This is a genomic window from Streptomyces sp. SP18BB07 (assembly GCF_036322545.1).
Taxonomy (GTDB): Bacteria; Actinomycetota; Actinomycetes; order Streptomycetales; family Streptomycetaceae; genus Streptomyces; species Streptomyces deccanensis.
This window is the reverse complement of the sequence record NZ_JAQYWT010000340.1, coordinates 224,029-247,394: the sequence shown is the minus strand read 5'-3', so window position 1 is coordinate 247,394 and position 23,366 is coordinate 224,029. Positions and strand designations below refer to the sequence as shown.

Genomic DNA, 23,366 nt, shown 5'->3' with positions numbered 1-23,366 from the left:
ACATGTACGACCCCACAGTCGCCCGGCTCACCTACCGGGCCCTGCTCGGCCGCCGTCGGGCCCTCATCCTCAGCGCGCTGCCCGCCCTGTTGCTCGTGCTCGCCGTGGCCGTGCGCGCCCTGAGCGGCGCCGACGACCAGGTGGCCGCGGATCTCCTGGGCGGATTCGCGCTCGCCACGATGGTGCCGATCATCGGCGTCATCGCGGGAACAGGCGCGATCGGGCCGGAGATCGACGACGGCTCCGTGGTGTATCTGCTGGCCAAGCCGGTGAAGCGGCCGACGATCATCTTCACCAAGCTGATCGTGGCGATCGCGGTGACCATGGCCTTCTCGGCCGTACCGACACTGATCGCGGGCCTGATCCTGAACGGCAACGGGCAGCAGATCGCCGTCGCCTACACGGTGGCGGCGCTGGTCGCCTCGATCGCGTACGCCGCGATGTTCCTGCTCCTCGGGACGGTCACCCGGCACGCGGTCGTCTTCGGGCTCGTCTACGCACTCGTCTGGGAGACCCTCTTCGGCTCCCTGGTGGAGGGGGCGCGCACCCTCAGCGTCCAGCAGTGGGCGCTGGCCGTCGCCCAGAAGGTCACCGACGGCGGTCTGGTGACCTCCGACGTCGGACTGCCCACCGCGGTGGTCCTGTTGACGGTCGTCACGGCCGGCGCGACCTGGTACGCGGGGCAGAAGCTGCGGACGCTGAAGCTCGCCGGCGAGGAGTGACGGAACCCTCCGGGGCGAACCGCCCCGGAGGCCCTCCTCCGATCTTGACGACGGCTTCACGCGCGTCCATGCAGACTGGGCAGGACGGATACGCGGGACAGAAGCGGGACATACACGGCCAGGAAGGGCGGCCGGAGGGCGGGAGGCACGGGGATGACGGCGGAGGGTTCGGCCGACGGCGGCGAGACGCGGGGCACGGGTGAGGACGTCTGGGACGACCTCGTGCTGGACGAGGACTTCATACGGTCCGCCGAGACGGCCGAACCGTCGGCGCGGGCCCGCATGTTGACGGCGCGGTGGCGGCGACAGGCCCCGGATCCCCAGCCTTGGCGCTCGGACGAGCCGCCCGCCGGGTGGTTCTTCAGCAAGGCGCGACGCCGCAAGTGGCGCCGCCGGTGACCGTTCGGCGTGGCCGAGGGCCGGGCGGCCGATATTCGGTGGCGGGCAACTCGGTCGCCGGGCACAGTGGTTGATGTCCAGGTCGCCGGATCGAGCGGCGCCACGTACTGGGAGAGGAGCCCGGCGATGCTGTCCTTCAGGCGCAGTACGTCGAGTTCCCCGCAGGGCAGCCCACGGCGGACTCCGGAGTAGTTACCCCTCCGTCGAGTCCGTCCCCCAGTGGGGAGCTGCCCGGGGCGGCCGCTTCGAGCGCGCGAATCGCTTCGCGTGGGCCGCCCACCCGGAGGATTGGCCGAGTGGTAAGGCACCGGCTTGCTAAGCCGTGGTCGGGTTCTGCCCGCGCACGTTCGATCCGTGCATCCTCCGCCGTTTCGCTGTCGCTGTGACGTGGCCGGGTCGTGGGGCCGGGGCCACGTGGAGAGGCTCGCAAGACTGGGCCGGGGCTACGTGTGGAGAGGCTCGCGACGCTGTGCCCGGGGGTAGGCGCAGGAAGACTCGTGAGGCTGGGCCGGGCTCAGCACGTGGGTCGATGGCGCCCGGGTGATCTGCGGTGGTGCCGCACCACTCCTGTAGGCCCTCGCCAACGCGGGGGCCGTCGGCGTCCCCCTCAGGGGAGCAGGCGTTCCAGTACCTCGGCGATGCCGTCATCCTCGTTCGAGGAGGTCACCTCGTCGGCGACGGCCTTGAGGTCGACGTGGGCGTTGGCCATGGCTACGCCGTGGGTGGCCCAGGTGAACATGGGGATGTCGTTGGGCATGTCGCCGAAGGCGATGGTGTCCGTGCGCTTCATGCCGAGGCGGCGGGCGGCGAGGGAGAGACCGGTGGCCTTGGTGAGGCCGAGGGGGAGCAGCTCGACGATGCCCTCGCCGGCCATGGCGACCGTGACGAAGCCGCCGGCGGCCTGGCGGGACGCCTCGGTGAGTTCGTCGGAGGTCAGCGTGGGGTGCTGTATGTAGATCTTGTTCAGCGGGGCGGCCCAGAGCTCGGACACGTCCGTGAGCGGGGTGGTGGGGAGCGAGCCGTGCAGGGCGGCGTATCCGGAGCCGACCAGGATCTCGCCGTCCAGGCCCGCGCGGCTGGCGGCCAGGTGCAGGGGTCCGACCTCCGCCTCGATCTTGGCGAGCGCGACCGCGGCGAGCTGCCGGTCCAGGGTGACCGCCGTGAGCAGCCGGTGCTCCCCGGCGTCGTAGACCTGTGCGCCCTGACCGCAGACGGCCAGTCCCCGGTAGCCGAGGTCGTCGAGGATGTGGCGGGTCCAGGGCACGGCCCGGCCGGTGACGACGATGTGGGCGGCGCCCGCCGCGGTGGCCGCGGCGAGCGCTTCACGGGTGCGCCGGGAGACCGAGTCGTCGGAGCGGAGAAGCGTTCCGTCGAGGTCGGTCGCGATCAGCTTGTAGGGGAAGCCCGGGGGCGTCACGGACGGGTCGGAGACCTCGGGAACCTCGGGCTCGGGGACGGACGCCCCGGGGGCTTCGGACATCGTGGTCTCGCCGGAGTCCGTGGAGCCCCCGGTGGCTGCCGCTTCGCTCACTTGGCTACCGGCTCCAGCACCTCGCGGCCGCCCAGGTACGGGCGGAGGATCTCGGGGACGCGGACCGAGCCGTCGGCCTGCTGGTGGTTCTCCAGGATCGCCACGATGGTGCGCGGGACGGCGCAGAGCGTGCCGTTGAGCGTGGCCAGCGGCTTGACCTGCTTGCCGTCACGGACGCGGATCTGCAGGCGGCGCGACTGGTACTCCGTGCAGTCGGACGTCGAGGTCAGCTCGCGGTACTTGCCCTGGGTCGGGATCCACGCCTCGCAGTCGAACTTGCGCGAGGCCGAGGAGCCGAGGTCGGCGGAGGCGACGTCGATGACCCGGAAGGGCAGCTCGAGCGACGTCAGCCACTGCTTCTCCCAGTCCAGCAGGCGCTGGTGCTCGGCCTGCGAGTCCTCCGGCGCGACGTACGAGAACATCTCGACCTTGTCGAACTGGTGGACGCGGAAGATGCCCCGGGTGTCCTTGCCGTGCGAACCGGCCTCGCGACGGAAGCAGGGGGAGAAGCCCGCGTAGCGCAGGGGGAGGCGGTCGGCGTCGATGATCTCGTCCATGTGGTACGCCGCGAGCGCGACCTCGGACGTGCCGACCAGGTACAGGTCGTCCTTGTCGAGGTGGTAGACGTCCTGGGCGGCCTGGCCGAGGAAGCCGGTGCCGGCCATGGACTGCGGGCGGACCAGCGCCGGGGTCAGCATCGGGGTGAAGCCGGCCGCGGTGGCCTGGGCGATCGCCGCGTTGACCAGGGCGAGTTCGAGGAGGGCGCCGATACCCGTCAGGAAGTAGAAGCGCGAGCCGGAGACCTTGGCGCCGCGCTCGGTGTCGATGGCGCCGAGGATCGTGCCGAGCTCCAGGTGGTCCTTGGGCTCGAAGCCCTCGGCCGCGAAGTCCCGGATGTCGCCGTGCGTCTCCAGCGTGACGAAGTCCTCCTCGCCGCCGACGGGGACGTCGGGGTGGACGAGGTTGCCCAGCTGGAGGAGGAGCTCCTGGGTCTCGCTGTCGGCCGCGTCGCGCTCGGCGTCGGCGGCCTTGACGTCGGCCTTGAGCTGTTCCGCGCGCTTGAGCAGCTCGGCCTTCTCGTCGGCGGAGGCCTTGGGGATCAGCTTGCCGAGCGACTTCTGCTCGGCGCGGAGCTCGTCGAAGCGGACGCCGGACGACCTGCGCCGCTCGTCGGCGGACAGGAGGGAGTCGACGAGCGCGACGTCCTCTCCACGGGCGCGCTGGGACGCGCGCACACGGTCGGGGTCCTCACGGAGCAGGCGAAGGTCAATCACCCCTCAAGGCTACCGGTGCGTGGTTCCGGCCCACGACTTGAATTCGCGGTACGCCCTTTATGCGGGCTATTGGGCGGAATGTCGATCACGTCGGGACGTCCTGACGGATGCCGGTGAAAGTCAATGAATGGAGGGGTGACCCCCTGAAAGGGGGCAGGCGTGCGGCGCCTGGTTGACTCGACTCCCTTGTGCGGCAAGGGACTTGGGGATCGGTCGTCCACAGGAACCCGCGGCGCCGCAGAGTTATCCACAGGCTGTGCGAAAGATCTGTGGACGTCGAGAAAGATCGCCGGGGATATAGGGCTCCGCCTTGAGGATTCCCGACCCAAACCACCTTCACGCACACTTTCGAGTGGATTGGTGGGGGAATGGGTCGCTCTAAAGGATTGACGTGAGGAAACACGTGGACGAAGGGTGACCTACGGGGTTGTGGACACAGAGGGGTCAGCGAAGGGGATTTGTCGACTGACTGGGGCTGCGTTGTCGACTTGTCCCCAGGTCGAGAAGGTGCCCTGTGGATAACTTCTGTGGACAAAGAAAATAGGCAGGTAGCACCGGCGGCGGGCCGGATCAGAAGCGGCCGTCCTGGCAGCGCGCCACCCAGTCCGACGCGGCCACGAACTCGGCGTCGGAGGTGCCCGGCAGCGTGGGCCGGACCTTCGCGGTGGCGGCGTCCGCACGCGGGTACGAGCCGAGGAAGCGCACCTGGAGGCAGACCCGCTTGAGGCCCATCAGCGCCTCCGCCACCCGGCGGTCGGAGATATGGCCCTCGGCATCGATGGCGAAGCAGTAGTTGCCGATGCCCTCGCCGGTCGGGCGGGACTGCAGGAGCATGAGGTTGACACCGCGGACGGCGAACTCGCCGAGCAGGTCGCGCAGTCCGCCGGGGTGGTCGTCGCGCTGCCAGATGACGACGGACGTCTTGTCGGAGCCGGTCGGGGCGGCGGGCCGGGCGGGACGGCCGACCAGGACGAACCGGGTCTGGGCGTTCTCCGCGTCGTGGATCTCGGTCTCCAGGGCCTCCAGGCCGTACCGCGAGGCCGCGAACTCGCCGGCGAATGCGGCGTCGTAACGGCCTTCCTGGACGAGACGGGCGCCGTCGGCGTTCGAGGCGGCGGACTCCCAGACGACGTCGGGCGGGAGGTTGGCCTTCATCCAGTTGCGGACCTGCGGCTGGGCGGCCGGGTGGGCGGTGACCGTCTTGATGTCCGAGAGCTGGGTGCCCGGCCGGACCAGGAGCGCGAAGGTGATCGAGAGGAGCACCTCGCGGTAGATCATCAGCGGGGCGCCGGCGACCAGCTCGTCGAGCGTGGTCGTGATGCCGCCCTCCACGGAGTTCTCGATCGGGACGAACGCGGCCTCGGCCTCGCCGTTGCGGACGGCGTCGAGTGCGGCGGGCACGGACACCATCGGGACGAGCTCGCGGGTCGCGGACTCCGGCAGCGTGCGCAGGGCGACCTCGGTGAAGGTGCCCTCGGGGCCGAGGTACACGTAGCTGGCTGGCATGGACTCACCCTAATGGGCCCCGGTCCGGCAGGACGACCTCCGGACCGGCGGTACGGTCCCGGTCCGGTAGGAGGGCCTCCGGACCGGCGGTACGGTCCGGGTCCGGCAGACGCCCCCCGGTCCGGCGGCCCGGTCGTCAGCCCTCCAGCAACCGCTGCCCCACGTACTCCCCCTCCGCCGCGCCTCCCGGCACCGCGAAGAGGCCGCTCGACTCGTGGCGGATGAACTTCGACAGCGCGTCGCCGCGGTCGAGCTTGCGTTGGACGGTGACGAAACCCCGCAGGGGGTCGGCCTGCCAGCAGACGAAGAGGAGACCGGCGTCGGGCACGCCCTTCGCGTCGATGCCGTCGTGGAAGGAGAACGGGCGGCGGAGCATGGCCGCGCCGCCGTTCTGGTCGGGGCGGGTGATGCGGGCGTGCGCGTTGATCGGTACGAGGAGATTGCCCTGGGCGTCCGTCTTCTCCAGATCCATCGCGGTCGTCTCCGTCGCCTTCGCGCCCCCGCTCAGCGGCGCGCCGTCGGACTTCCGGCGCCCGATGACGTTCTCCTGCTCCTTGACCGAGAGCTGCTCCCAGTCGTCGAGCAGCATGCGGATACGGCGTACGACGGCGTAGGAGCCGTTCGCCATCCACGCGGGGTCGCCGGAGGTGCTCGGTGAGGCGGACTCGGGCACGAAGATCCGCTCGTCGAAGTCGGACTCGGTCGGCTTAGGGTTGCGCGTGCCGTCGACCTGCCCCATCAGATTGCGGGCGGTCATGGGGTGGGCCGTGGCGCCCGGTGAACGGTTGAAGCCGTTCATCTGCCACCGCACCCGGGCCGCGCCACCCGCGTCCTTCTGGATCGCGCGCAGGGCGTGGAAGGCGACGAGCGCGTCGTCCGCCCCGATCTGCACCCACAGATCACCGTTGCTGCGCGCCCTGTCGAGCTGGTCCGAGGAGAAGTCCGGCAGCGGGTCCAGGGACTCCGGGCGCTGCTTCTCCAGACCGGTACGGGCGAAGAAGCTGTGGCCGAAGCCGAAGGTGACCGTCAACGACGAGGGGCCCGCGTCAAGGGCGATATCGGTGTCGTCCTGAGCCGCGGGCTCGCCTGCCATCAGCCGCCGGGCCGTGTCCGACCAGCGGCGCAGCAGAGCGGCCGCCTCCTTGCGCCCCGCCCCGGCGGCCAGGTCGAAGGCGACGAGATGGCCTCGGGCCTGGAGCGGGGTGGTGATCCCCGGCTGATGTTTCACGTGAAACCTCACCTCCCCCGCGCCGAGCGAGGACAGGGGGGTGACCTTCTCGGAGGAGGACGCGGAGGCAGAGCCGACCGCATAGCCCCCGGCGGCCCCCGCCGCACCCAGTGCGAGGCCGGTGGCGCCGGCCGTGCCGAGCAGACGGCGCCGGGAGACGGTTCCGTTCGCGAGGTTCCCGGGGGCCGGGTCTTCCTGTCTCGTCGGCGCGGCGGAGCCGTCTTCGACGAGGTTCTGGTCAGCCATGGTGTGTTTCAGCCGATCTTCGCGTTCTTGCTGACGGTCACCTGGTCGATCTCAGAGGTCCGTACGGTGATCTCGATCTTCCAGTCGCCCGCCATGGGGATCTGTACGCCACTCGCCGTCCAGTGGCCGGTGGTGACGCGGTCGGGGACCACGGGCAGGGGGCCGATCTTCTTGGCCTCCAGGGTGAAGGCGACCTTCACCTCGGGGACGTCGAAGGGTTTGCCGTCGGGCCGCTGGACATAGACGTGCATCTCGTTGGCGCCCACCCGCGCGGGGTCGATCTGCAGCCGGGCCACGCCCTGGCCGTTCTTGCCCCCGGTGTCGAACGACATGTCCAGCGCCAGCGCCCCCGACGTCTCGTCCTGCTGCGTCACGGCTGCCTTGGCCGCCTCGGCCTCCTCCACCGTGCGCCCCGGTTCGGTGGCCGTCAGCACCGTCGTGACGGCGAGCAGTACGACGGCCACGCCCGCCTCCGTCAGCACGGACCGACGCAGCCCCGTACGGCCCGGATCCGCGTTCCGTATCCGCTTCTCTCGCGCGTTCGCCATCGCCGCCCGCTGCCGGGCGAGCTGAGCGGCCCGCTCGGAACCCTCGCCGGTCGCCTTGGTGGAGCCGCCCGTGGCGTGCGCGGACACCGGCTCCTTCGCCTCGGCGGCTTCCGTGTCCACCGCGGCCGGCGCCTCCGCCAGCTGCGAGGTCCACCGGCGGGAGATCCACGCGATCCCGACCAGTACGGCCACCAGGCCGATCTTCACGAGGAGGAGCTGCCCGTACGACGTGCCGGTCAGCGCGGACCAGCTGCCGACCTGGCGCCACGACTGGTAGATCCCGGTCGCGGTCAGCACGAGCACGCTGCCGAAGGCGACCCGCGAGAACCGTCGTACGGCACCGGTCTCGATCTGCGCGTCGACGGGTGCCCGGAAGAGAGCCACGAGCAGCGTCGCGAGACCGCCCAGCCAGGCGGCGACGGCCAGCAGGTGCAGGACGTCCAGGGGCATCGAGATGCCGGTCTGGATACCGGTCGAGGCGTGCTCGGCCATCGCCCAGCTCGCGGCGAGCCCGGCGGCGACCACGCCCCCGCCGATGGCCAGCCCGAAGGTGAGGTCCCGCTGGAGGGACACGTCGTCCTTCTCGGCGTCCGCGTCGTGTTCGGAGTCCGCGTCGACATCGGGGTCCGCGTCGTGTGCGGAGGCTTCGTCATTTTCGGAGGCCGCGTCCCTTTCGGACGTGGGCTCGGTGTCGGTGTCGGTGTCGGTGGTGTCCTCGTCGTCCTCGGTCTCCTCGTCCCGTCGGGCGTACGCGCCGAAGAGCACCGCGATGAACAGTGCCGCCGCGGCGAGGAGCAGCAGTCGGGAGACGAGGGCGGCGCCGGTCTTCGTCTGGAGGACCTGGCCGAGGAGGTCGAGGTCGACGATGTCACCGAGCTTGCCGGAACCGGTGTAGGAGCCGCGCAGCAGCAGCATCGCGAGGGTGGCCGTGGTCAGCGTGAGCCACCCGGAGACCACGAGCCGCTGCACGGGCCGTACCCCGGCCCCGCGCTGCCAGCAGGCCAGCACGAAGGCCGCGCCGCCGACCAGCAGGATGAAACCGGCGTACGACAGATAGCGCGCGAAGCCGTAGAGGCCGCCGACGAGCCCGCCGCCGGCGCCCTGCTCGGGTACCGCGACCGTCGTCTTGGACGGCGCCCCCACCGAGAAGGTGAAGGCGCCGGAGACGGGGTGGCTGTCCGCCGAGACGACCTGGTAGGTGACGGTGAACGTGCCGTCGGGCAGGCCCGAGTGCAGCCCGACGGCGTAGGTGTTGCCGCCCAGGTCGGTGACCTCGCCGGTGTCGGCCTCCTTGCCCTTGGGGTCGTACACGCGCACCGAGCCGTCGGACATCGCGACCTTCTCGGAGAAGGTGAGCGACACCTGGTCCGGTGCCTCCTGGACCACGGACCCCTGTTGCGGGTCGCTGCCCGTCAGCGCGGCGTGCGCGGAGACGGGCACGGCACCGGCGAGCAGCGCTCCGACGGTGGCGAACAACAGCAACAGCAACGGCCTCAACCGGCTCACCGGTGCTACCTCCCTCAGTGACCGCTGGTCGGCTGGTACGTCGCCGACTTCACGGGCATCTCGACCGTGATGGCCTCGGACTTGGTGAAGTTCAACCGCAGGGACACCGTCTCGCCTTCCTTCGGCTTGCGCTTCAGGTTCTCGAACATCAGGTGGTTTCCACCGCTCGCCAGGACGAGTTTGCCGTCGGCGGGGACCTTCAGGCCCGCGACCTCCCGCATCGACTGCCCGGTGGTCTTGTGGACGGTGACGTCCTGGGCGAGGTCGCTGGTGACGGAGGTCAGCTCGTCCGCCGTACCGCCGGCGTTCTCGATGACGAGATAACCGGCGGCCATGGAGTCCGTGACGGGCTGCGGCATGTAGGCCGCCTTCACGGACAGCTCAGCCGCGGAGGAGTCGCCGGAGGAGGAGTCGGAGGAGCCGCAGCCGGTCAGGGCGACCAGCGCGGCGGCGGTGATCAGGACGGGGCCGGTCAGTGGTCTCACGGCTTCTCGCCCTTGAGCAGCTTCGGCAGGTCCTTCTCGTAGTCCTGCACGGTGGTGCCCTCGCCGTACAGCACATAGCCGCCGTCGGTCTTCGGCGAGAACGCGATGACCTGGGTGCCGTGCTCGGAGACGGTCTTGCCGTTCTTGTCCTTGGTCGGCGGGGCGATGGAGATGCCGACGGTGCGGGCGCCGGCCTGGATGTCGTCGAAGTCGCCGGTCAGGCCGACGATCTCGGAGTCGATGCCCTTGAGCCACTTCCCCAGTTCCGCCGGGGTGTCGCGCTCCGGGTCGGTGGTGACGAAGACGAGCCGCAGGTTCGCCAGCTCCGCCTTCGAGACCTTCTTCGCGATCTCCTTCTTGGCGACCGCGAGGTTGTTCATGGTGAGGGGGCAGACGTCGGGGCAGTTGGTGTAGCCGAAGTAGATCAGCGTCGGCTTGCCCGCGGTCTCCTTGCGGAGGTCGTACGACTTGCCGTTCGTGTCGGTGAGGACCAGGTCGGGCTTGGTGAACGGCTGGTCCAGGACCGTGGCGGCCTTCCGCGGGCCGGTGTCGGAGACCTCGGCGACCGAGGTGGTGGAGCCGTCGCCCGTGCCGCAGGCCGAGAGGCCGAGGACGGCCGCGACCAGCAGGGCACCGGCCGCGAGCGTCTTCTTGTTGGTGTGCGTGCGCATGAGAAATGTCCAGTTGGTTCGAGCCCCGGCGCGCACGGGCGTACCCGTGCGCGCCGAGGGGGAGGGCCGGGAAGCCGGAGGCTCAGGCGGTCGTGCGCCGACGGCCGGCCAGGACGCCGTACGCCACGCCCGCGGCGCCGACGACGATGCCGACGACGGCGAGGACACGGGCGGTGGTGTCGCTGCTGTCGGCGGGCGCGGCGGCGGTCTCCTTCGACGCGGCCTCGGCGTCGTCGGCGTTCTTCGAGTCGTCGGAGGCGTTCGAGGCGCCGGACGAGCCGTGGTGGTCGTCGGACGCGGCGGACAGCGCGAGCACGGGCGCCGGGTTCTCGGGCTCGTCCTGGCCCTCCTGCGGGACCTCGATCCAGCGGACGACGTCCTTGTTGGAGTACGTCTGGATGGCCTTGAAGACCAGTTCGTCGGTGTTCTCGGGGAGCTGGCCGATGGAGACCGGGAACTTCTGGAAGAAGCCCGTCGCGATGCCGTCGCCGGTCGCGGTCCAGGTGATCTTGGAGACGGCCTCGTCGATCTGCTCGCCGTGCAGTTCGAGCGGCTTGTCGAGCTTGGCCTTGGTGACCTGGATCTTCCAGCCGGGGACGGCCTCCGGCTGGGCCGAGGCGAGCGGGTGGTCCGTCGGGAAGTTCACCTCGAGCTTGGTGGTCGTGGCGTCGTCGCGCTCGTTGGGAACCTTGAAGTTGACGGTCGCGTACCCGCCCTTGGCCGCCGTGCCCTCCGCCGCGACGCTGACGTGTGCGAACGCGGGGCCGGACAGGAGAAGGACGGCCGAGCCGGCGAGGGCGCCGACGGCGGCGATACGAGAAGCCTTCATGACTGGTGACACTCCACAGTGAGTGAGAGGAAAGTACGGGAGAACAAGGGAGAAGCGAGGACGAGGGACAACGCGCGCCGACAGCCGACAGCCGAAAAGTCGATATCGGAAAGTCGATATCCGACAGCCGAGGCCGCTGGGCCGGGAGTGGGCAGCGGGTGCGCGGGTCTCGACGCCGGGCGCCGACGGACTCCCTCTCCCAGGTGTGGAGTGAGTGTGCGTCGCGTCAGGCGGCGAGGGTGAAGTCGGGTGCGGCGGTCGGGGGGCCGCGGCGGACGAGGGCGTGTTGGAGCGTGGTCGTCCGTAGGGAGGCGGGCGGGGCATAGCTGGTGCGCGGGGCGCGCGAAACGGCCTCCGGCGTGCCCGGGAGCCCGGATCGCAGGGCCCGCGCCAGCGCGAGCGCCCCGCGCAGGGACCGTACGAGCGGCTCCTCGGTCGCCAGCCGGGTCAGGCGAAGCAGTGCGAGGTCGCCGTGACGCAGGACCCACCCGGCGGCTACGGCCGCGAGGACGTGGCCGAGCAGCATGGGCAGGGACGGCAGCAGTGCGGCGGAGGAGCCCGGCACGCTCGTCATGGCGTCCGCCGGGTCGTGCGTGACGTGTGTGCCGCCGACCCCGGCGTCGACGAGGATGCGCCGGGCCTGCGTGGGGCTCAGGGCCGCGGCGGTCGTGCCGCACACGAAGCGGGCGGCGCGCTCGATGAGCGCCGCGTCCATGGCCTCCGTGGTGCGGGACGCGGCCGCGGTTCCGTGCTGGTTCAGGCCGAACAGGATGTGCAGCACGGTCTGGCCCACCGCCAGCAGTGCCGCGATGCCGGGGAGCGAGCGCTGCCGGCCGGCGAGCGGGGCGGCGACGCAGAAGGTGCCGATGAAACCGACGCCCAGGCTCCACAGCGGGACCGTCGCGCACGAGGCGAGCGCGTGTCCGGCCCCGGCCAGCACGACGCAGACCGCGGCGAACACCGCGGCCCGCAGGAACCGGAGGTCCCCTCCGGCGCGGGTGCGGCGCGTCGCGGGCGCGCGGTGGGGGTGGGGGGCAGTCATGGCGGGCCCATCATCCCACCGGGGCGCTCCGCGGGGGTCGGCGGGTTCATGGGTTGAGGTACGGGGAGGGAGGGGGCGGTGTTCAGGTGAGGGATTCGGAAGCGTTCTGTGCGCATACACCGGATGTTCGGGGGGCGCATCCGCCGTATGGGCGGAGAGACGGGTTCCGGGCGATTGCGCGTGGCCCTCGGCGGCAATACGTAACGGTATGTCGAGCCGCGGCCAGGAGGCTGGAGCATGAGCATCTGGTGGTCACTCCATTTGCGGCGTGAGGCTGCGAGCGTGCCGCTCGCCCGACGGCTGCTGATCGGCACGATGGAGACCGCGGGCGTCGATCCGGACGTCTCCTACGACCTCTCCATCGCCCTCAGCGAGGCCTGCGCCAACGCGGTCGAGCACGGCGGCGCGATCCCGGCCGGCACCACCACCGAGGCGTACCGGGTGACCGCCTACCTCGATGGTGAGAAGTGCCGGATCGAGGTCGCCGACTCCGGTCCCGGCTTCCCGCACCGCCACCCGGTCCGCCCCGCCCCCGCCGACGCCGAGGACGGCCGAGGCCTCTGTCTCATCCGGGAGCTCGCCGACCACGTCCACATCGGCAACAAACCGGGCCACGGCGGCGCGATCGTCAGCTTCGACAAGATCCTGAAGTGGCGCGACGGCGCACCCCTGGTGGCCGTCTAGCCCCACGCCGCTCCTCCGGGCCCACGGCTTCCGAGGCCCTACGACATGCGGGCCCCCACGCCTCCGGGCCCCAAGCCTCCACGGCCTCCGCCTCAGATCTGATGCGGCTCCAAATCCCTCCCCACCCGCTGCCAGCCGCGCACCAGCGTGGTCACCGGATGGCTCCGGCCCAGTAGTTGGGTCAGCCGAGTCGCCGCCTTCTCCTGGAGCCGCACAGCTTCGTCACGCCCCGTGTCCCGCAGGGTGATCGCCAGATTGCCCATGCCGACCAGCACATCGGGGTGGTCGGCGCCGAACCGTCGCCGCAGCCCCTCCACGGCCTGGCGTTCCGAGCGCTCGGCGTGGTCGTACAGGCCCCGGTCCCCGTAGGCGTTGGCCAGGTTGAGGCCGGCGGAGAGCACGGCCGGGTGGTCGTCCCCGAGCGTGGCCGCCAGGCAGTCGCGGGCGTGACGGCTCAGCTCCTCCGCCTTCTCGATGTCGCCGAGGGCCCGGTGGTACATGGCGAGGTTGTTGTAGCAGTACATGGTGAACGGGTGTTCGGCGCCGAACGAGTCCTGGTACCCGTCCAGCACCTCCTCGACCTGGTGGACCGCCCGCGCCGGACCGTCCTCGGGGTCCGTGGCGAAGTAGTCGGCGGCCAGGTTGAGCCCGCAGGCCAGGACCTCGGGGATGGTGCTGCCGTAGCGGTCGTGGTAGCGGGCGTACGTCTTCCAGGTCTCCTCGGTGATCCGCAGCGCCTCGGCGGTACGGCCCGCCTTGCGCAGCGAGACCGCGAGGCTCTTGTCGGCCTGCAACACCTCGGGCACACCCGGATTGAACACCTGTTCGAAACTCTCGCGGACCTCGCGCAGCAGCTCGGCGGAGGTCCGGTAGTCCCCGAGGTCGCGCAGGTCCCGCGCGTGGTGCCCCTTGGTGGCGAGCGTGTAGGGATGGGTCGGGCCGAGCAGCGCGGTGCGGCGGCGGACCGTGTCCTCGGTGAGCCGGCGGGCGGCTTCGCTGTCGCCGGCCAGCCGCAGGTCGATGGCCAGGTTGTTGGCCGCCGAGAGCGTACGAGGATGGTCGTCGCCGAAGATCTCCTTGAAGCCCAGGTGGATGCGCAGGTCCAGGTCGAGCGCCTCCTTGTAGCGGCCCAGCGCGCGGAGGTCGGCGGCCAGGCTGCCCGAGGTCATGAGGATGTTCGGATGGTCCTCGCCGAGCAGTCGGCGCTGGCCGTCCAGGGTCCTCTCGTCCATCGCCCGCGCGGCCTGGTAGTCGCCCTGGGAGCGCATCACGTTGGCCAGCTGGAAGCGGAGGTTGAGGACCTGCTCGTCGTCCGCGTCGAGGATCTCGTTGGTCCACAGCTCGTCGAGGTCGGTGGCCAGGTCGCGGGCCGCCTGCAGTTCGCCGCGTTTTCCCAGGTAGCGGACGCGGTCCACCATCAGCTGGCGGGGCTCCTCCTCCGCGCACTCGCGGATGTTCGAGGGCATCAGATGCGGCCAGATCACCTCGAACCCGAGCCACTGCGCGGGATCGTCCACGGCGCCCTCGCGCGGCCGGGCGGCGGCGAGGACGCGGTGCACCTCGTGGATGGTCTCCACGTACCGCTGGTCGTCCAGGCTGTCCCGCACCGCCGCCTGCACCAGCCGGTGCACCTGGATGGAGTTGTCGGCGGAGTCGACCTTGGCGAGGGCGAAGCGGTTCAGGGCCTGGGTGACGCGGCCGAGCATGTAGCGGGCGCGCAGGTCGCGGTCGTACGGCAGCAGCGCGTCGATCATCGCGTCGCTGCTGATCAGGGTCATGGAGATGGGCTCGGCCGAGAAGAAGGCGCACAGTTCGAGCAGTCGGGCCGCGGCCGGGGACTCCTCGCGCAGCCGGGTGATGGAGATGTTCCAGGTGGCGCCGACGGAGGACGGGTACTCGACCGCGTTCACCGCCTCCTGCACCGACAGCACCCGGGTGGACTGCTCCCGCAGCTGGTCGATGTACTCCTCCACCGGTGTGGCCGTCGCCTCCAGCCAGGCCGCCGCGACCTCCACCGCGAGCGGCAGGTCGCCCAGCGCGTCGGCCACCCGGTCGGCGTCGTTCTCCCGCAGTCCGGGCACCCGGCGGCACAGGTGCTCCACGCTCTCCTCGCGGGTGAAGACCTCCATCTCCAGCGACTGGACCAGCGTCGAGCCGGGCCGATCGCGGGTGGTGACCAGGATGTGGCCGTACACGTGGTCCCGCACCGGGGCCGTCTGGCCCGGGAAGAGCGGCAACGCCCGGTTCAGGTCCGGGACGTTGTCGAAGATCAGCAGCCAGCGGGCGCACGGGTCGCCCTGGCGGAGCGCTGTCATCGCCGCCTCGGCCGCCTCGGAGACGTCGTCGCCGACGGGCAGGTCCAGTTCCTGCGCGAGCGCGGCCACCTTGGGCAGGACGAGGTCCGGCTGTTCGGCGTCGATCCACCACACCAGGTCGTAGTCCGCCTTGAAGCGGTGGGCGTACTCGCGGGCCAGCTGTGACTTGCCGACCCCGCCCAGACCGTGCAGCACCTGCGGCAGCCGTTGCCCGGAGCGGCCGCTGACCAGGCGCTCGCGCAGCCGGTCCAGGATCGGTGAGCGGCCGGTGAACCAGGGGTAGCGGGGCTGGACGTTGGAGATCCGGGTGCCCGTGTTGGGGAAGCGGGCGCCGCCGTCCGGCGGCGCGGACAGGACGTCCGGGTGGTCGAGGCTGGTCAGCAGGGTCCGGTGGGCCCGTTCCTCGTCGAGCCGGGTGAGGTCGATGGCGCCCCGGGAGGAGTGCGGCAGGCTGAGCCGGACGTCGTCGACGCGGACCGCCACCGGCCGGTTCCCCGGCTTGCGCCCGTCGGCGTGCACGGCGTCCTCCCAGGCCCGGCGCGCCCGCCGGGAGTCGAGGAAGGCGGGGGAGACCACGGCGAGCAGTCGCTCCGAGCCGTCGGCCGCGTCCTCGGCGCCGGACGCCGTCCGGTCGTCGTCCCCCGGCAGCCCCCCGTCGTCCTGCGGCAGCGCCCGGACGTCCATCGGCGCCACGTCGAAGCCGGCGTTCCGCAGCACCGACTCCAGCCAGTCGACCCACATCCGGTCCTCGGAGACGTAGTACAGAACCAGCCGGGAGACGGGCAGCGGCCGTCGGCGGGTGTACGCGGCCTTGTACCGGGCGCGCTTCTCCTCGCCGATGAGGGGGAGCCGGGTGACCCGGCCCTCGGTGATGACGGAGGTGACCCGTTCGCAGGCGCTCAGCATGGTGTTGGCCGTCTTCGGTGGGTCGCCGAAGGCCGCCAGGATCTCCTCGTAGGCGTAGTACGGCTGGTAGAGGACCTCCATCGACGACCAGTAGTCGGTCAGCCGGTCGCCGTCCAGGCCGGGGGGCAGCCCGGCGAAGCGCTCCCGGGCCAGGGCGCGCCCCGCGTCGAGCTTGTCCTTCTCGCCGAGGTCGATGCGCATGGCGAGGGGCAGGATGCGGATGCCCTTGTGGCCGAACCGCTCCCGGATGCTCTGCGCGACGGTGGCGGCGCCCTCGATGCTCTGGCTGCTGAGGGTGTAGCAGACGACGAGGGTGTGGGGCATCTGCACGGTGCAGACGTCGGCGAGGTCGCTGAGTCCGGTACGGCTGTCGATCAGGGTGTAGTCGTAGTGGCGCCGCATGTCCGCGCGCATCGCCTCGAAGAACCGGCCGCCGCCGTAACTGGCGTAGAAGAGCTCCCAGTCCATGTTCCCGATCACCGGGTAGTCGTCGTGCCGGCGCCCGGCGGAGAGGAAGTCCAGGCTGCCGCCCTCGGGGAACGTCCAGTCGAGGGTGAGCGCGTGCGGGCGGACGCGGGCGTACCTGCGGTGCCAGTCGGGGGCGCGATCGGGCAGGTCGCGCAACGCCTCCCGGCGGTAGTCGCCGATGAGGTTGCTCAGTCCGGGGGTGGCCCGGAGCATCGCCGGGTTCAGAAAGGGGTGGAAGAACTTGTGCAGACCGGGTGCCTCCAGGTCCCAGTCGACGGCCAGGACGCGGTGTCCGCCCGCGGCCAGGATCCACGCCACGTTCGCGAGCGTCATGGTCCGGCCGGTGCCGCCCTTGTACGAGTAGAACGTGATGACCGTGCCGTTGCGGTTCTCCGTCATGCGCCTGCCGTCCTCCGCCCTGTCCGACCCGCTCTTGCCTGTCCGACCCGCTCTTGCCGTACTCCCGAACGTCCCGGTGTCACCGGGTCCTAGCCGCCCAGGTCCGCCGGGCCCCGCAGCCGCGGGGGTGCGACGAGGGGTCCCGCCGGTGGATAGGTCCGTGCGTGCGCCTCGTAGGAGGCGATGGCCTGCTTCACGGCCGTCTGCAGTTCGTTGCCGAAGGCGTCCAGGGTGCGGATGCCGCCGTTGAGGGTCCGGTGGCCGCTGCCCTCAGTCGTCCGCGCGGCCAGGGCTTTCTCGGTGAGCGCCGTCAGCCTCTTCTCCCGCGCGGGCCCGGCGTCGTCGTCGCACCGGGGGATCATCACGCTGATCCACGGCCGCTGCTCCTCGCACAGCCGGTCCATCAGCTCCCGGCCGCGCGCGGAGGCGAGAGCCCACCGGTCGAGCAGCAGCAGCCCGGGGGCGCGGGGCGGGCCGGGGCCGAGCAGCCGGTCGACGTCCTTCTCGAAGTCCCCGATGTTGACCTTGTAGTCCATGGTGCGCACCAGATCCGCCGCGTGTTCGCCGAGCGGGCGCGTCGACGCCGGGTGGTACGGGTTCCAGTCGCGCGGCAGTTGCCCGTAGCAGTCGGGCTCACGGCCCGGCGGCAGATCGGAGCGGGTGCACGCCATGACCGTGATGTCGAACTCCGGGGGGTGGCCCGAGGCGCCGAACGCGCTGGGCAGCGACTCGTACTCGTCGTACGTCTGCCCCTCGTCCAGCTCGGTGACCTTGGCGACGTGCACGATCTGTTTGGCCAGCCGGTACAGGGCCCGCTCGTACTCGTCCCTGAGGTAACGGAGTTTGGTGAGCCCGTAGAACCCCTCCTCCGCGTAGTCCTGGCCGAAGGACACATGGTTGAACTGCAGGTCCTTGGCCGCGTGCGGTAACTGGGCGGGTTCCACGGGCACCCATAACGCGGGGATGATCGCGTGCTCCCGGGTGGCGCCGCCGCGGGCCCGGTGGCTGATCTGTCGCTGGCTGAACGCCCACCACTCCCGCCCGCACTGCTCGCTGATGAAGTAGCGCGGCGAGTACAGGGGGACGAACACCTTGCAGCGCGCGAGGTTCTCCGACAACTCGTCCGTCCACCGGGTGCCGACCGCCATGCCCTGGTCCAGGAAGCCGGCCCGTGCGCCGCGCGGCAGATCGGTCATCTGCATGATGTGCGCGCACAGCCCGTCGTACAGCTTTCTCACCCAGATGTTCGGATCGGTGTCACCGGCGTCGTTTCGCGGCGTGTGCGCGTAACTGAGGAAGAAATAAGGGCTTCCGCCGCCCCTGGCCGCATCTCCTCGCACCCATGCCCCCCGATGCCCGGTGACTTTCCTCAGTGTAGGAAGGGGGCAGGGGCACGTGGAATATGACGAACGGGCTCAATGTCCTGGCATCGGCCCACCGACATGCGGCTCTCGAACAAGTAAGCGGAAGTAAAGGGGCCCCGCGCTCCCTCCCCCTCCCGAGCGCTCCCCCTCGCCACCCCTCACTCCCCTGCGCTCCCCACGCGCTTCCCTACGGCCGCACGGCCCGCCGGTGTTCCTCCGCCACCTGCCGGGCCGCCCGCAGGGCCTCCGCGCTCACCTCGTCCGCCGCCAGCGCCTCCCGGAGCCCGGAGACGAACCGTTGCCCGGCCTCCGTCAGCGCCCCGGAGCCCGCGAGCGTCCCCACCGCCTCCGCCGTCTGGTCCCGCCACCGGGAGAACCGCACCTCGGCCTCCCGCCCGCCCCCACCCCGCCAGCGGGCGCGCCAGAAGTCGACCACCGCGAGATGCGCGTACGTCCCCTGCAGCAACCCCTCCAGCGGGCGCGGGTCGGGACGCCAGGGCGCGTAGAACAACGTCTCGCAGGCCGGGTCGTGCAGGTCGACGAGATCCAGCACGGCCCCCAGCTTCACGTGCTGGAACTCATGGACGAGGAGCAGCGCCAGGGTCTTAGGCGCGGACGGTCGGGCGATGGCCACCGCGCCGAAGGCGTCGCGGGCGGCGGAGCTGATGTCGGCACCCTCGGGGGACGGCCTGAGCGGGGTGATCGTCCGGAGCCCGGCGGCGATGCCCGGCGCGTACGCGGGCAGTTCGCGGCGGATCCAGGCCCAGGCCTCGGTCAGCTCGGCCCGCCACGCCTCGGCCTCGCCCTCCGTGAGCCGGGGGTGCGCGGGATGTCCGTGGCAGTCCCGCCAGGGGTCGGTGTCCTCCAGGGTCACCGACCAGCCGTCCAGTTCGAACCGCCGGCTTCCCCGCCAGGCGGGATCCCCGGGGCCGCCTCGGCCGATCGCGTACGACCGGCCGATCGCGTACGTCCGGTCGCCCGCGTGGACCGTGCAGCCGTCGGCGTCCGTGCGGACCAGGGCCCGCTCGGTGTCCGCCTCCACCGTCAGGGTCCCGAGCGTGGGCAGCCGCAACAGCCCGTCGCGCACCGGGACGACCACCGACGCCGGGCGCCCGGCCCGCAGCGCCGCGGCGGCGGCGATCTCCGCCATCCCACGTGCCGCGATCGCGGCGGCTCCCGCGACGCCTCCGCTCGGTCCCGGCGCCGGACGGGCCCCGAGGGAACTCAGCGCCCAGGACCGTACATAGGGGTGGGCCAGGACGCGGTCCACGGCTTCGGGGGCCTCGTTGTCGAGGGCGGTCAGCGTGTCCCAGGCCGCCTGGGTGTCCCACGCCTCCTCGCCGGGCTCGGCCGCCGGCGCGAGCGTCGTCTCGTGCCGGACGAGGCCCAGCAGCTCGCGGGAGAGGGCGAGTTGGTGGCGGGCCAGCAGGTCGACGGTGGCGCCCGTGCCGCGACCGGTGGCCAGTTCGGCCAGATGGTGGTCGGCGAGCGCCGGCCGCGCGGACTGGTCGGTCATATGACGGTCCCGGAGGTCGGTGATGAGGGACAGCAGATCGGAGCAGTACACGGACGGATTGCGGAAGCCGCTGCCGTCGGAGCGGTACCGGTGGGCGTAGAGGCCGCCGCCGCACGAGCGCACCACCGGGCAGGCCCGGCACTCCTCGGCCAGCCCGTCCAGGCCCTGCTGCCGGGCCACGATCCCCGGATGCGCGGCCACCTCGTCCAGGGAGTTGCCGAACACGTCCAGTCCGGTGGCGGGCGCCCCGTCGTGCGCGGTCTTGAGGGAGTCCGCCTGTTCGAAGGTCCCGTCGGTCTCGATCACGGCGAGATCGGTGGGCGCCAGCCCCAGCGACTCGGTCAGGCTGCTCTCGCCGCGCAGGGTCCGCAGCACCGAGTCGAACACCCGGACGTCCATGGAGCGACCGGTCGCGGTCCAACGGTCGTGCACGGCCAGCAGCCAACGCGCGTACGCCGTTCCGGCGGTGTCCTCGGCAGGGCGCGCGGGGGGCTCGTCCCAGGTGGCGTGCGGAAGGAGGAAGTCGACGCGGGGCGGGGCGAGTTCGGCGAGCGCGTCGTGGACGGCGACCGGGTCGTTGCGCAGGTCGATCGTGCAGAGGATGCCCGCGAAGAGATGGCGGTGGCGGGGCCGGTTGAGCAGGGCGATGCCTCTGAGGACGCGGTCGTGGCTGCTGCGCCCGTCGGCGTAGCGGCGGTGCAGGTCGTTCGCCGCCCGGTCGCCGTCCAGTGAGACACCGACCTTGATGTCGAACTCGTCGAACAGGTCCAGAAACCGTTCGTCGAGCGTGACGGCGTTGGTGTGGATCCGCAGGTCCAGCTCGCACACGCCGCTCAGGGCGGTCGTCAGCTCCGTCGCGGCCCTGCGCAGCCGGGCGCGGCCCGCGAGGAGGGGTTCGCCGCCGTGCAGGACCACGTGGACGGTGTCCAGCCCGTGCGCCCCGGCGTGTTCGGCGATGCGCTCCGCCGCGCGGCGCAGGACCTCGTCCGACACCACCACGGGCCGACGGCTCCAGCTCTGGTCGGCGTGCTCGTACACATAGCAGTGGTCGCACGCGAGATCGCAGCGACTGTGCATCTTCAGCACGAACTGACGCAACGGCAGGAGCGGTCGGCCCATGACGGTCTCGACGGTCATGTGATGTCGGTGGTCTCGGCGGGGGTGGTGGGGCGGGTGGTGTCAGACGGAGGACTGGAAGGCCGCCACCGCGACCCTCGCCGGGCCCCTGCGGTCGGTGCCGCTCGACACGGCACGGGTCAGGGCGGGCGACAGCGCGCCGCCGCTCCGCGCCGCCAACTGCACCAAGGACACCCGCTCCGGACCGACGGCGGCCGTGGTGCCCGACTCTTCGGCCGTGGGGTCGAGGGATGCGTTCATGGGGACCTCATCAATCTGTGCGTGGAAACTGACGGGGTTGCGGGTGCTTGCGGCTCGATGAAGCAGATGCCGACAGGAATGTCTCACTCGAGCACCGGCCGCAGAAGAAGTTAGCGGCCGACCGGGCGAACAGCGCCGAATATCCGGTCGGCTGCTGGTTGCGACCAGAACATAGCCGACGCCGAGGAGTCTTCGGACGGCACCACAAGCCTCGTCCGTATTCGGGGCGGCAAACGTGAGAACCGTCTCACCGCCCGGCGCAAGCACGGCAGTTGAGCGGAAGGCCGCCCATTCCGGACGGCTTCGGGGTTCTCGGCACTCTCAGCCCCCGCACAGCTGCGCCTCAGCCCCCTGACGGACCGCGTCCCTACCTTCGCCGGTATGACGGGACACCACAAAAGCAAAACGATCACACGGCGCCGCGCCCTCGCGGTGACCGGAGGGACGGTCGCCGCCGGTGGACTGGCCGTCGCCGGCTACCAGTCGGCGTTCGCGGACGGAACGACGAGCGGCGCCGAGGCCACGGACACGGCTTCCACGACGAGCACCGCCGACGCGTGCATGACGCTGATGTCGAGCGTCACCGAGGGCCCGTACTACCTGGACGGCGCCCTGGTCCGCAAGGACATCACCGAAGGCAAGAGCGGTGTTCCGCTGACACTGCGGCTCACGGTCGTGGACGCCACCGACGGCTGCACCCCGGTCCCCGGCGCGGCCGTGGAGATCTGGCACTGCGACGCCTGGGGCTACTACTCCGGCTACACCACCGCGAATCCCGGCGGCTCGGCGCCCGCCGAGAGCGAGGACGGTTCGACCGCCGACGACGCCACCTATCTCCGCGGCTACCAGATCGCGAACGCGAACGGGGTGGTCAAGTTCGAGACCGTCTTCCCCGGTTGGTACACCCCGCGCACCTGCCACATCCATGTGAAGGTGCACACCGGCGGCGAGAAGGAGGACGGCACCTACGAGGGCGGCAAGGTCAACTACACCGGCCAGTTCTTCTTCGAGGACGAGATCGCCCAGCAGATCTTCACGCTGGAGCCCTACTCCCGCCACACCGGCAGCTACACCACCCTCGACGACGACATGGTCTACGACGGAGGCGGCGCCGCCGGCGGCCTGCTCACCCTGGAAGCCGTGAAGAAGGCGAACCCGGCCCGCGGTTACAAGGGCTTCCTCACCCTCGGCATCGACCCCGACGCCGAGAACACCGGCGCCGGTGCCGAGGGCGGTGGCGGTGGCGGCACACCGCCGTCGGGCGAGCCCCCGGCGGACGCCCCGACCGACAGCGCCACGGCCGCCGAGTCGGCCTCGTAGGGTACGGCCATGAGCAGCCGCGAGGACGAGACGCTCGCGCGGGCCGCGGTGGCCGCGCTGACCCGGCAGTTGGAACTCACGCCCAAGCCCGGCCTGCCCGACCCGCGCGATCTCGGCGCCCGGATCACCCGGCAGGACCACCGTGCCCTGCGCTGGTCGGCGAAGGCGCTGGTGCCCGGCCTCACGGCGATGGCGGCCTGCGCCCGCCGCCACAGTGCGGCGACGCCCGAACTCCGTGCCGAACTCGGGGCGATAGGACGCTGCACCGAACACTCGGTGCGGCTCGCCGGGGGCGGCCACCGGGGCGCCACCTGGGTGCTCGGGCTGCTGCTCGCCGCGGCGGCGATGGAGCCCGGGGCGCGGGGGCGTGAACTGGCCGCCATAGCGAAGAAGATCGCCGCGCATCCGGACCGGCGTGCGCCGCGGCGGCCGTCCCGGGGGTCGTCCGTCTCCGCCAAGTACGGGGCGGCCGGGGCCCGGGGCGAGGCGCGGGCCGGATTCCCCCATGTGCGGCGGGCGTTGGACGTGCTGGCGAGGGCCCGTACGTCGGGCACGCCGGAGGCGGACGCCCGGCTCGACGCGCTGCTCACGGTCATGTCGACGCTGCAGGACACCGAGTTGCTGTACACCGCCGGGCCGCGTGGGCTGCGGCATGTGCAGGCCGGGGCGCGGGGGGTGATCGACGTGGGGGGTACGGGCACGGCGGAGGGGCGGGCGGCGTTGAGGGCGTTCGACGTGGATCTTCAGGAGCGGGGGTGGAGTCCTCGGGGGAGCGGGGCGTTGCTGGCGGGCGCGTTGTTCGTGGACGCGCTGCCTGTCGCTGCCGCGAGGGTGGCGGCATAGCGTGCCCCTGAAGGGGCTGCGCCCCTTTGACCCCAGGCGTCCGTCCGGTGGGGCTTCTCACGCAGTTCCCCGCGCCCCTGAAAGAGGCCTGCGGCCCTTTCGGGGTGAAAAGCACGGGGCGCAGCCCCTGCTTTTCAGGGGCGCGGGGAACTGCGCGACCAGCCCCCACGCACCCGCAGACGAAAAG

18 protein-coding genes and 1 tRNA gene are annotated in these 23,366 nt (G+C 71.4%); 6 read left to right on the top strand and 13 right to left on the bottom strand.

What is annotated here, in order from left to right; all coding sequences use genetic code 11:
- Window positions 1–2: 2 nt before the first annotated feature.
- The 3 genes from PUR53_RS29240 (at window position 3) to PUR53_RS29230 (ending at window position 1,487) form a co-directional block, all read left to right on the top strand.
- The gene (locus PUR53_RS29240; protein ID WP_329901862.1) at window positions 3–722 is read left to right on the top strand and encodes an ABC transporter permease; all 720 of its coding nucleotides are present in this window, start codon (window positions 3–5) and stop codon (window positions 720–722) included.
- A 153-nt stretch (window positions 723–875) separates the two neighbouring features.
- A complete protein-coding gene (locus PUR53_RS29235; protein ID WP_329901863.1) occupies window positions 876–1,121 on the top strand; it encodes an SGM_3592 family protein in 246 nt (81 codons plus the stop codon).
- A gap of 282 nt (window positions 1,122–1,403) precedes the next feature.
- Window positions 1,404–1,487 (top strand) — tRNA-Ser (locus tag PUR53_RS29230).
- Window positions 1,488–1,728: 241 nt separating this feature from the next.
- Here PUR53_RS29230 and PUR53_RS29225 read toward each other — a convergent pair.
- From PUR53_RS29225 to PUR53_RS29185, 9 genes are all read right to left on the bottom strand, one after another.
- Complete coding sequence (locus PUR53_RS29225) at window positions 1,729–2,652, bottom strand: HAD family hydrolase (protein WP_329910179.1); 924 nt, start codon at window positions 2,650–2,652, stop codon at window positions 1,729–1,731.
- Window positions 2,649–3,926: a serine--tRNA ligase gene (serS, locus tag PUR53_RS29220; RefSeq protein ID WP_329910178.1), complete on the bottom strand. Its 1,278-nt coding sequence runs from the start codon at window positions 3,924–3,926 to the stop codon at window positions 2,649–2,651. Before serS ends, PUR53_RS29225 begins: the two co-directional genes overlap by 4 nt.
- 570 nt (window positions 3,927–4,496) lie before the next feature.
- On the bottom strand, window positions 4,497–5,432 hold the full coding sequence (gene pheA / locus PUR53_RS29215) for a prephenate dehydratase (RefSeq protein WP_239755792.1): 936 nt from the start codon (window positions 5,430–5,432) through the stop codon (window positions 4,497–4,499).
- A 136-nt stretch (window positions 5,433–5,568) separates the two neighbouring features.
- Window positions 5,569–6,906 (bottom strand): iron uptake transporter deferrochelatase/peroxidase subunit, encoded by a 1,338-nt coding sequence (gene efeB / locus PUR53_RS29210; RefSeq protein WP_329901866.1) that lies wholly within the window; start codon window positions 6,904–6,906, stop codon window positions 5,569–5,571.
- A gap of 8 nt (window positions 6,907–6,914) precedes the next feature.
- On the bottom strand, window positions 6,915–8,960 hold the full coding sequence (locus tag PUR53_RS29205) for a copper resistance CopC/CopD family protein (protein ID WP_329910177.1): 2,046 nt from the start codon (window positions 8,958–8,960) through the stop codon (window positions 6,915–6,917).
- A 14-nt stretch (window positions 8,961–8,974) separates the two neighbouring features.
- Window positions 8,975–9,445 (bottom strand): copper chaperone PCu(A)C, encoded by a 471-nt coding sequence (locus tag PUR53_RS29200; protein WP_329910176.1) that lies wholly within the window; start codon window positions 9,443–9,445, stop codon window positions 8,975–8,977.
- Window positions 9,442–10,116 carry an SCO family protein gene (locus PUR53_RS29195; protein WP_329901869.1) on the bottom strand — a complete coding sequence of 225 codons (675 nt, stop codon included), beginning with the start codon at window positions 10,114–10,116 and terminating at the stop codon, window positions 9,442–9,444. Before PUR53_RS29195 ends, PUR53_RS29200 begins: the two co-directional genes overlap by 4 nt.
- A gap of 82 nt (window positions 10,117–10,198) precedes the next feature.
- Window positions 10,199–10,945, bottom strand: a complete 747-nt coding sequence (locus PUR53_RS29190) for a YcnI family copper-binding membrane protein (protein WP_239755787.1) — start codon at window positions 10,943–10,945, stop codon at window positions 10,199–10,201.
- Window positions 10,946–11,171: 226 nt separating this feature from the next.
- A complete protein-coding gene (locus tag PUR53_RS29185) occupies window positions 11,172–11,987 on the bottom strand; it encodes a hypothetical protein (protein WP_329901870.1) in 816 nt (271 codons plus the stop codon).
- Window positions 11,988–12,224: 237 nt separating this feature from the next.
- Here PUR53_RS29185 and PUR53_RS29180 point away from each other — a divergent pair, with 237 nt between their 5' ends.
- Window positions 12,225–12,671: an ATP-binding protein gene (locus PUR53_RS29180; RefSeq protein WP_329901871.1), complete on the top strand. Its 447-nt coding sequence runs from the start codon at window positions 12,225–12,227 to the stop codon at window positions 12,669–12,671.
- A 92-nt stretch (window positions 12,672–12,763) separates the two neighbouring features.
- Here the strand turns inward: PUR53_RS29180 and fxsT are convergent, their stop codons facing one another.
- The 4 genes from fxsT to fxsA all read right to left on the bottom strand — a co-directional run bounded on the left by fxsT (window position 12,764) and on the right by fxsA (window position 21,016).
- Window positions 12,764–16,759 (bottom strand): FxSxx-COOH system tetratricopeptide repeat protein, encoded by a 3,996-nt coding sequence (gene fxsT / locus PUR53_RS29175; protein ID WP_329910175.1) that lies wholly within the window; start codon window positions 16,757–16,759, stop codon window positions 12,764–12,766.
- An 89-nt stretch (window positions 16,760–16,848) separates the two neighbouring features.
- Window positions 16,849–18,099 (bottom strand): TIR-like protein FxsC, encoded by a 1,251-nt coding sequence (locus PUR53_RS29170; RefSeq protein ID WP_329910174.1) that lies wholly within the window; start codon window positions 18,097–18,099, stop codon window positions 16,849–16,851.
- Window positions 18,100–18,310: 211 nt separating this feature from the next.
- Entirely contained in the window at window positions 18,311–20,776 is a 2,466-nt protein-coding gene (locus PUR53_RS29165) for an FxsB family cyclophane-forming radical SAM/SPASM peptide maturase (RefSeq protein ID WP_329910173.1), read from the bottom strand.
- 42 nt (window positions 20,777–20,818) lie between these two features.
- On the bottom strand, window positions 20,819–21,016 hold the full coding sequence (gene fxsA / locus PUR53_RS29160; RefSeq protein WP_329901875.1) for an FxSxx-COOH cyclophane-containing RiPP peptide: 198 nt from the start codon (window positions 21,014–21,016) through the stop codon (window positions 20,819–20,821).
- A 381-nt stretch (window positions 21,017–21,397) separates the two neighbouring features.
- On the opposite strand from fxsA, the gene PUR53_RS29155 reads away from it, so the two are divergent.
- Window positions 21,398–22,336 carry an intradiol ring-cleavage dioxygenase gene (locus PUR53_RS29155; RefSeq protein WP_329901876.1) on the top strand — a complete coding sequence of 313 codons (939 nt, stop codon included), beginning with the start codon at window positions 21,398–21,400 and terminating at the stop codon, window positions 22,334–22,336.
- Window positions 22,337–22,345: 9 nt separating this feature from the next.
- Window positions 22,346–23,179 carry a triphosphoribosyl-dephospho-CoA synthase gene (locus tag PUR53_RS29150; protein ID WP_329901877.1) on the top strand — a complete coding sequence of 278 codons (834 nt, stop codon included), beginning with the start codon at window positions 22,346–22,348 and terminating at the stop codon, window positions 23,177–23,179.
- Window positions 23,180–23,366: the final 187 nt, after the last annotated feature.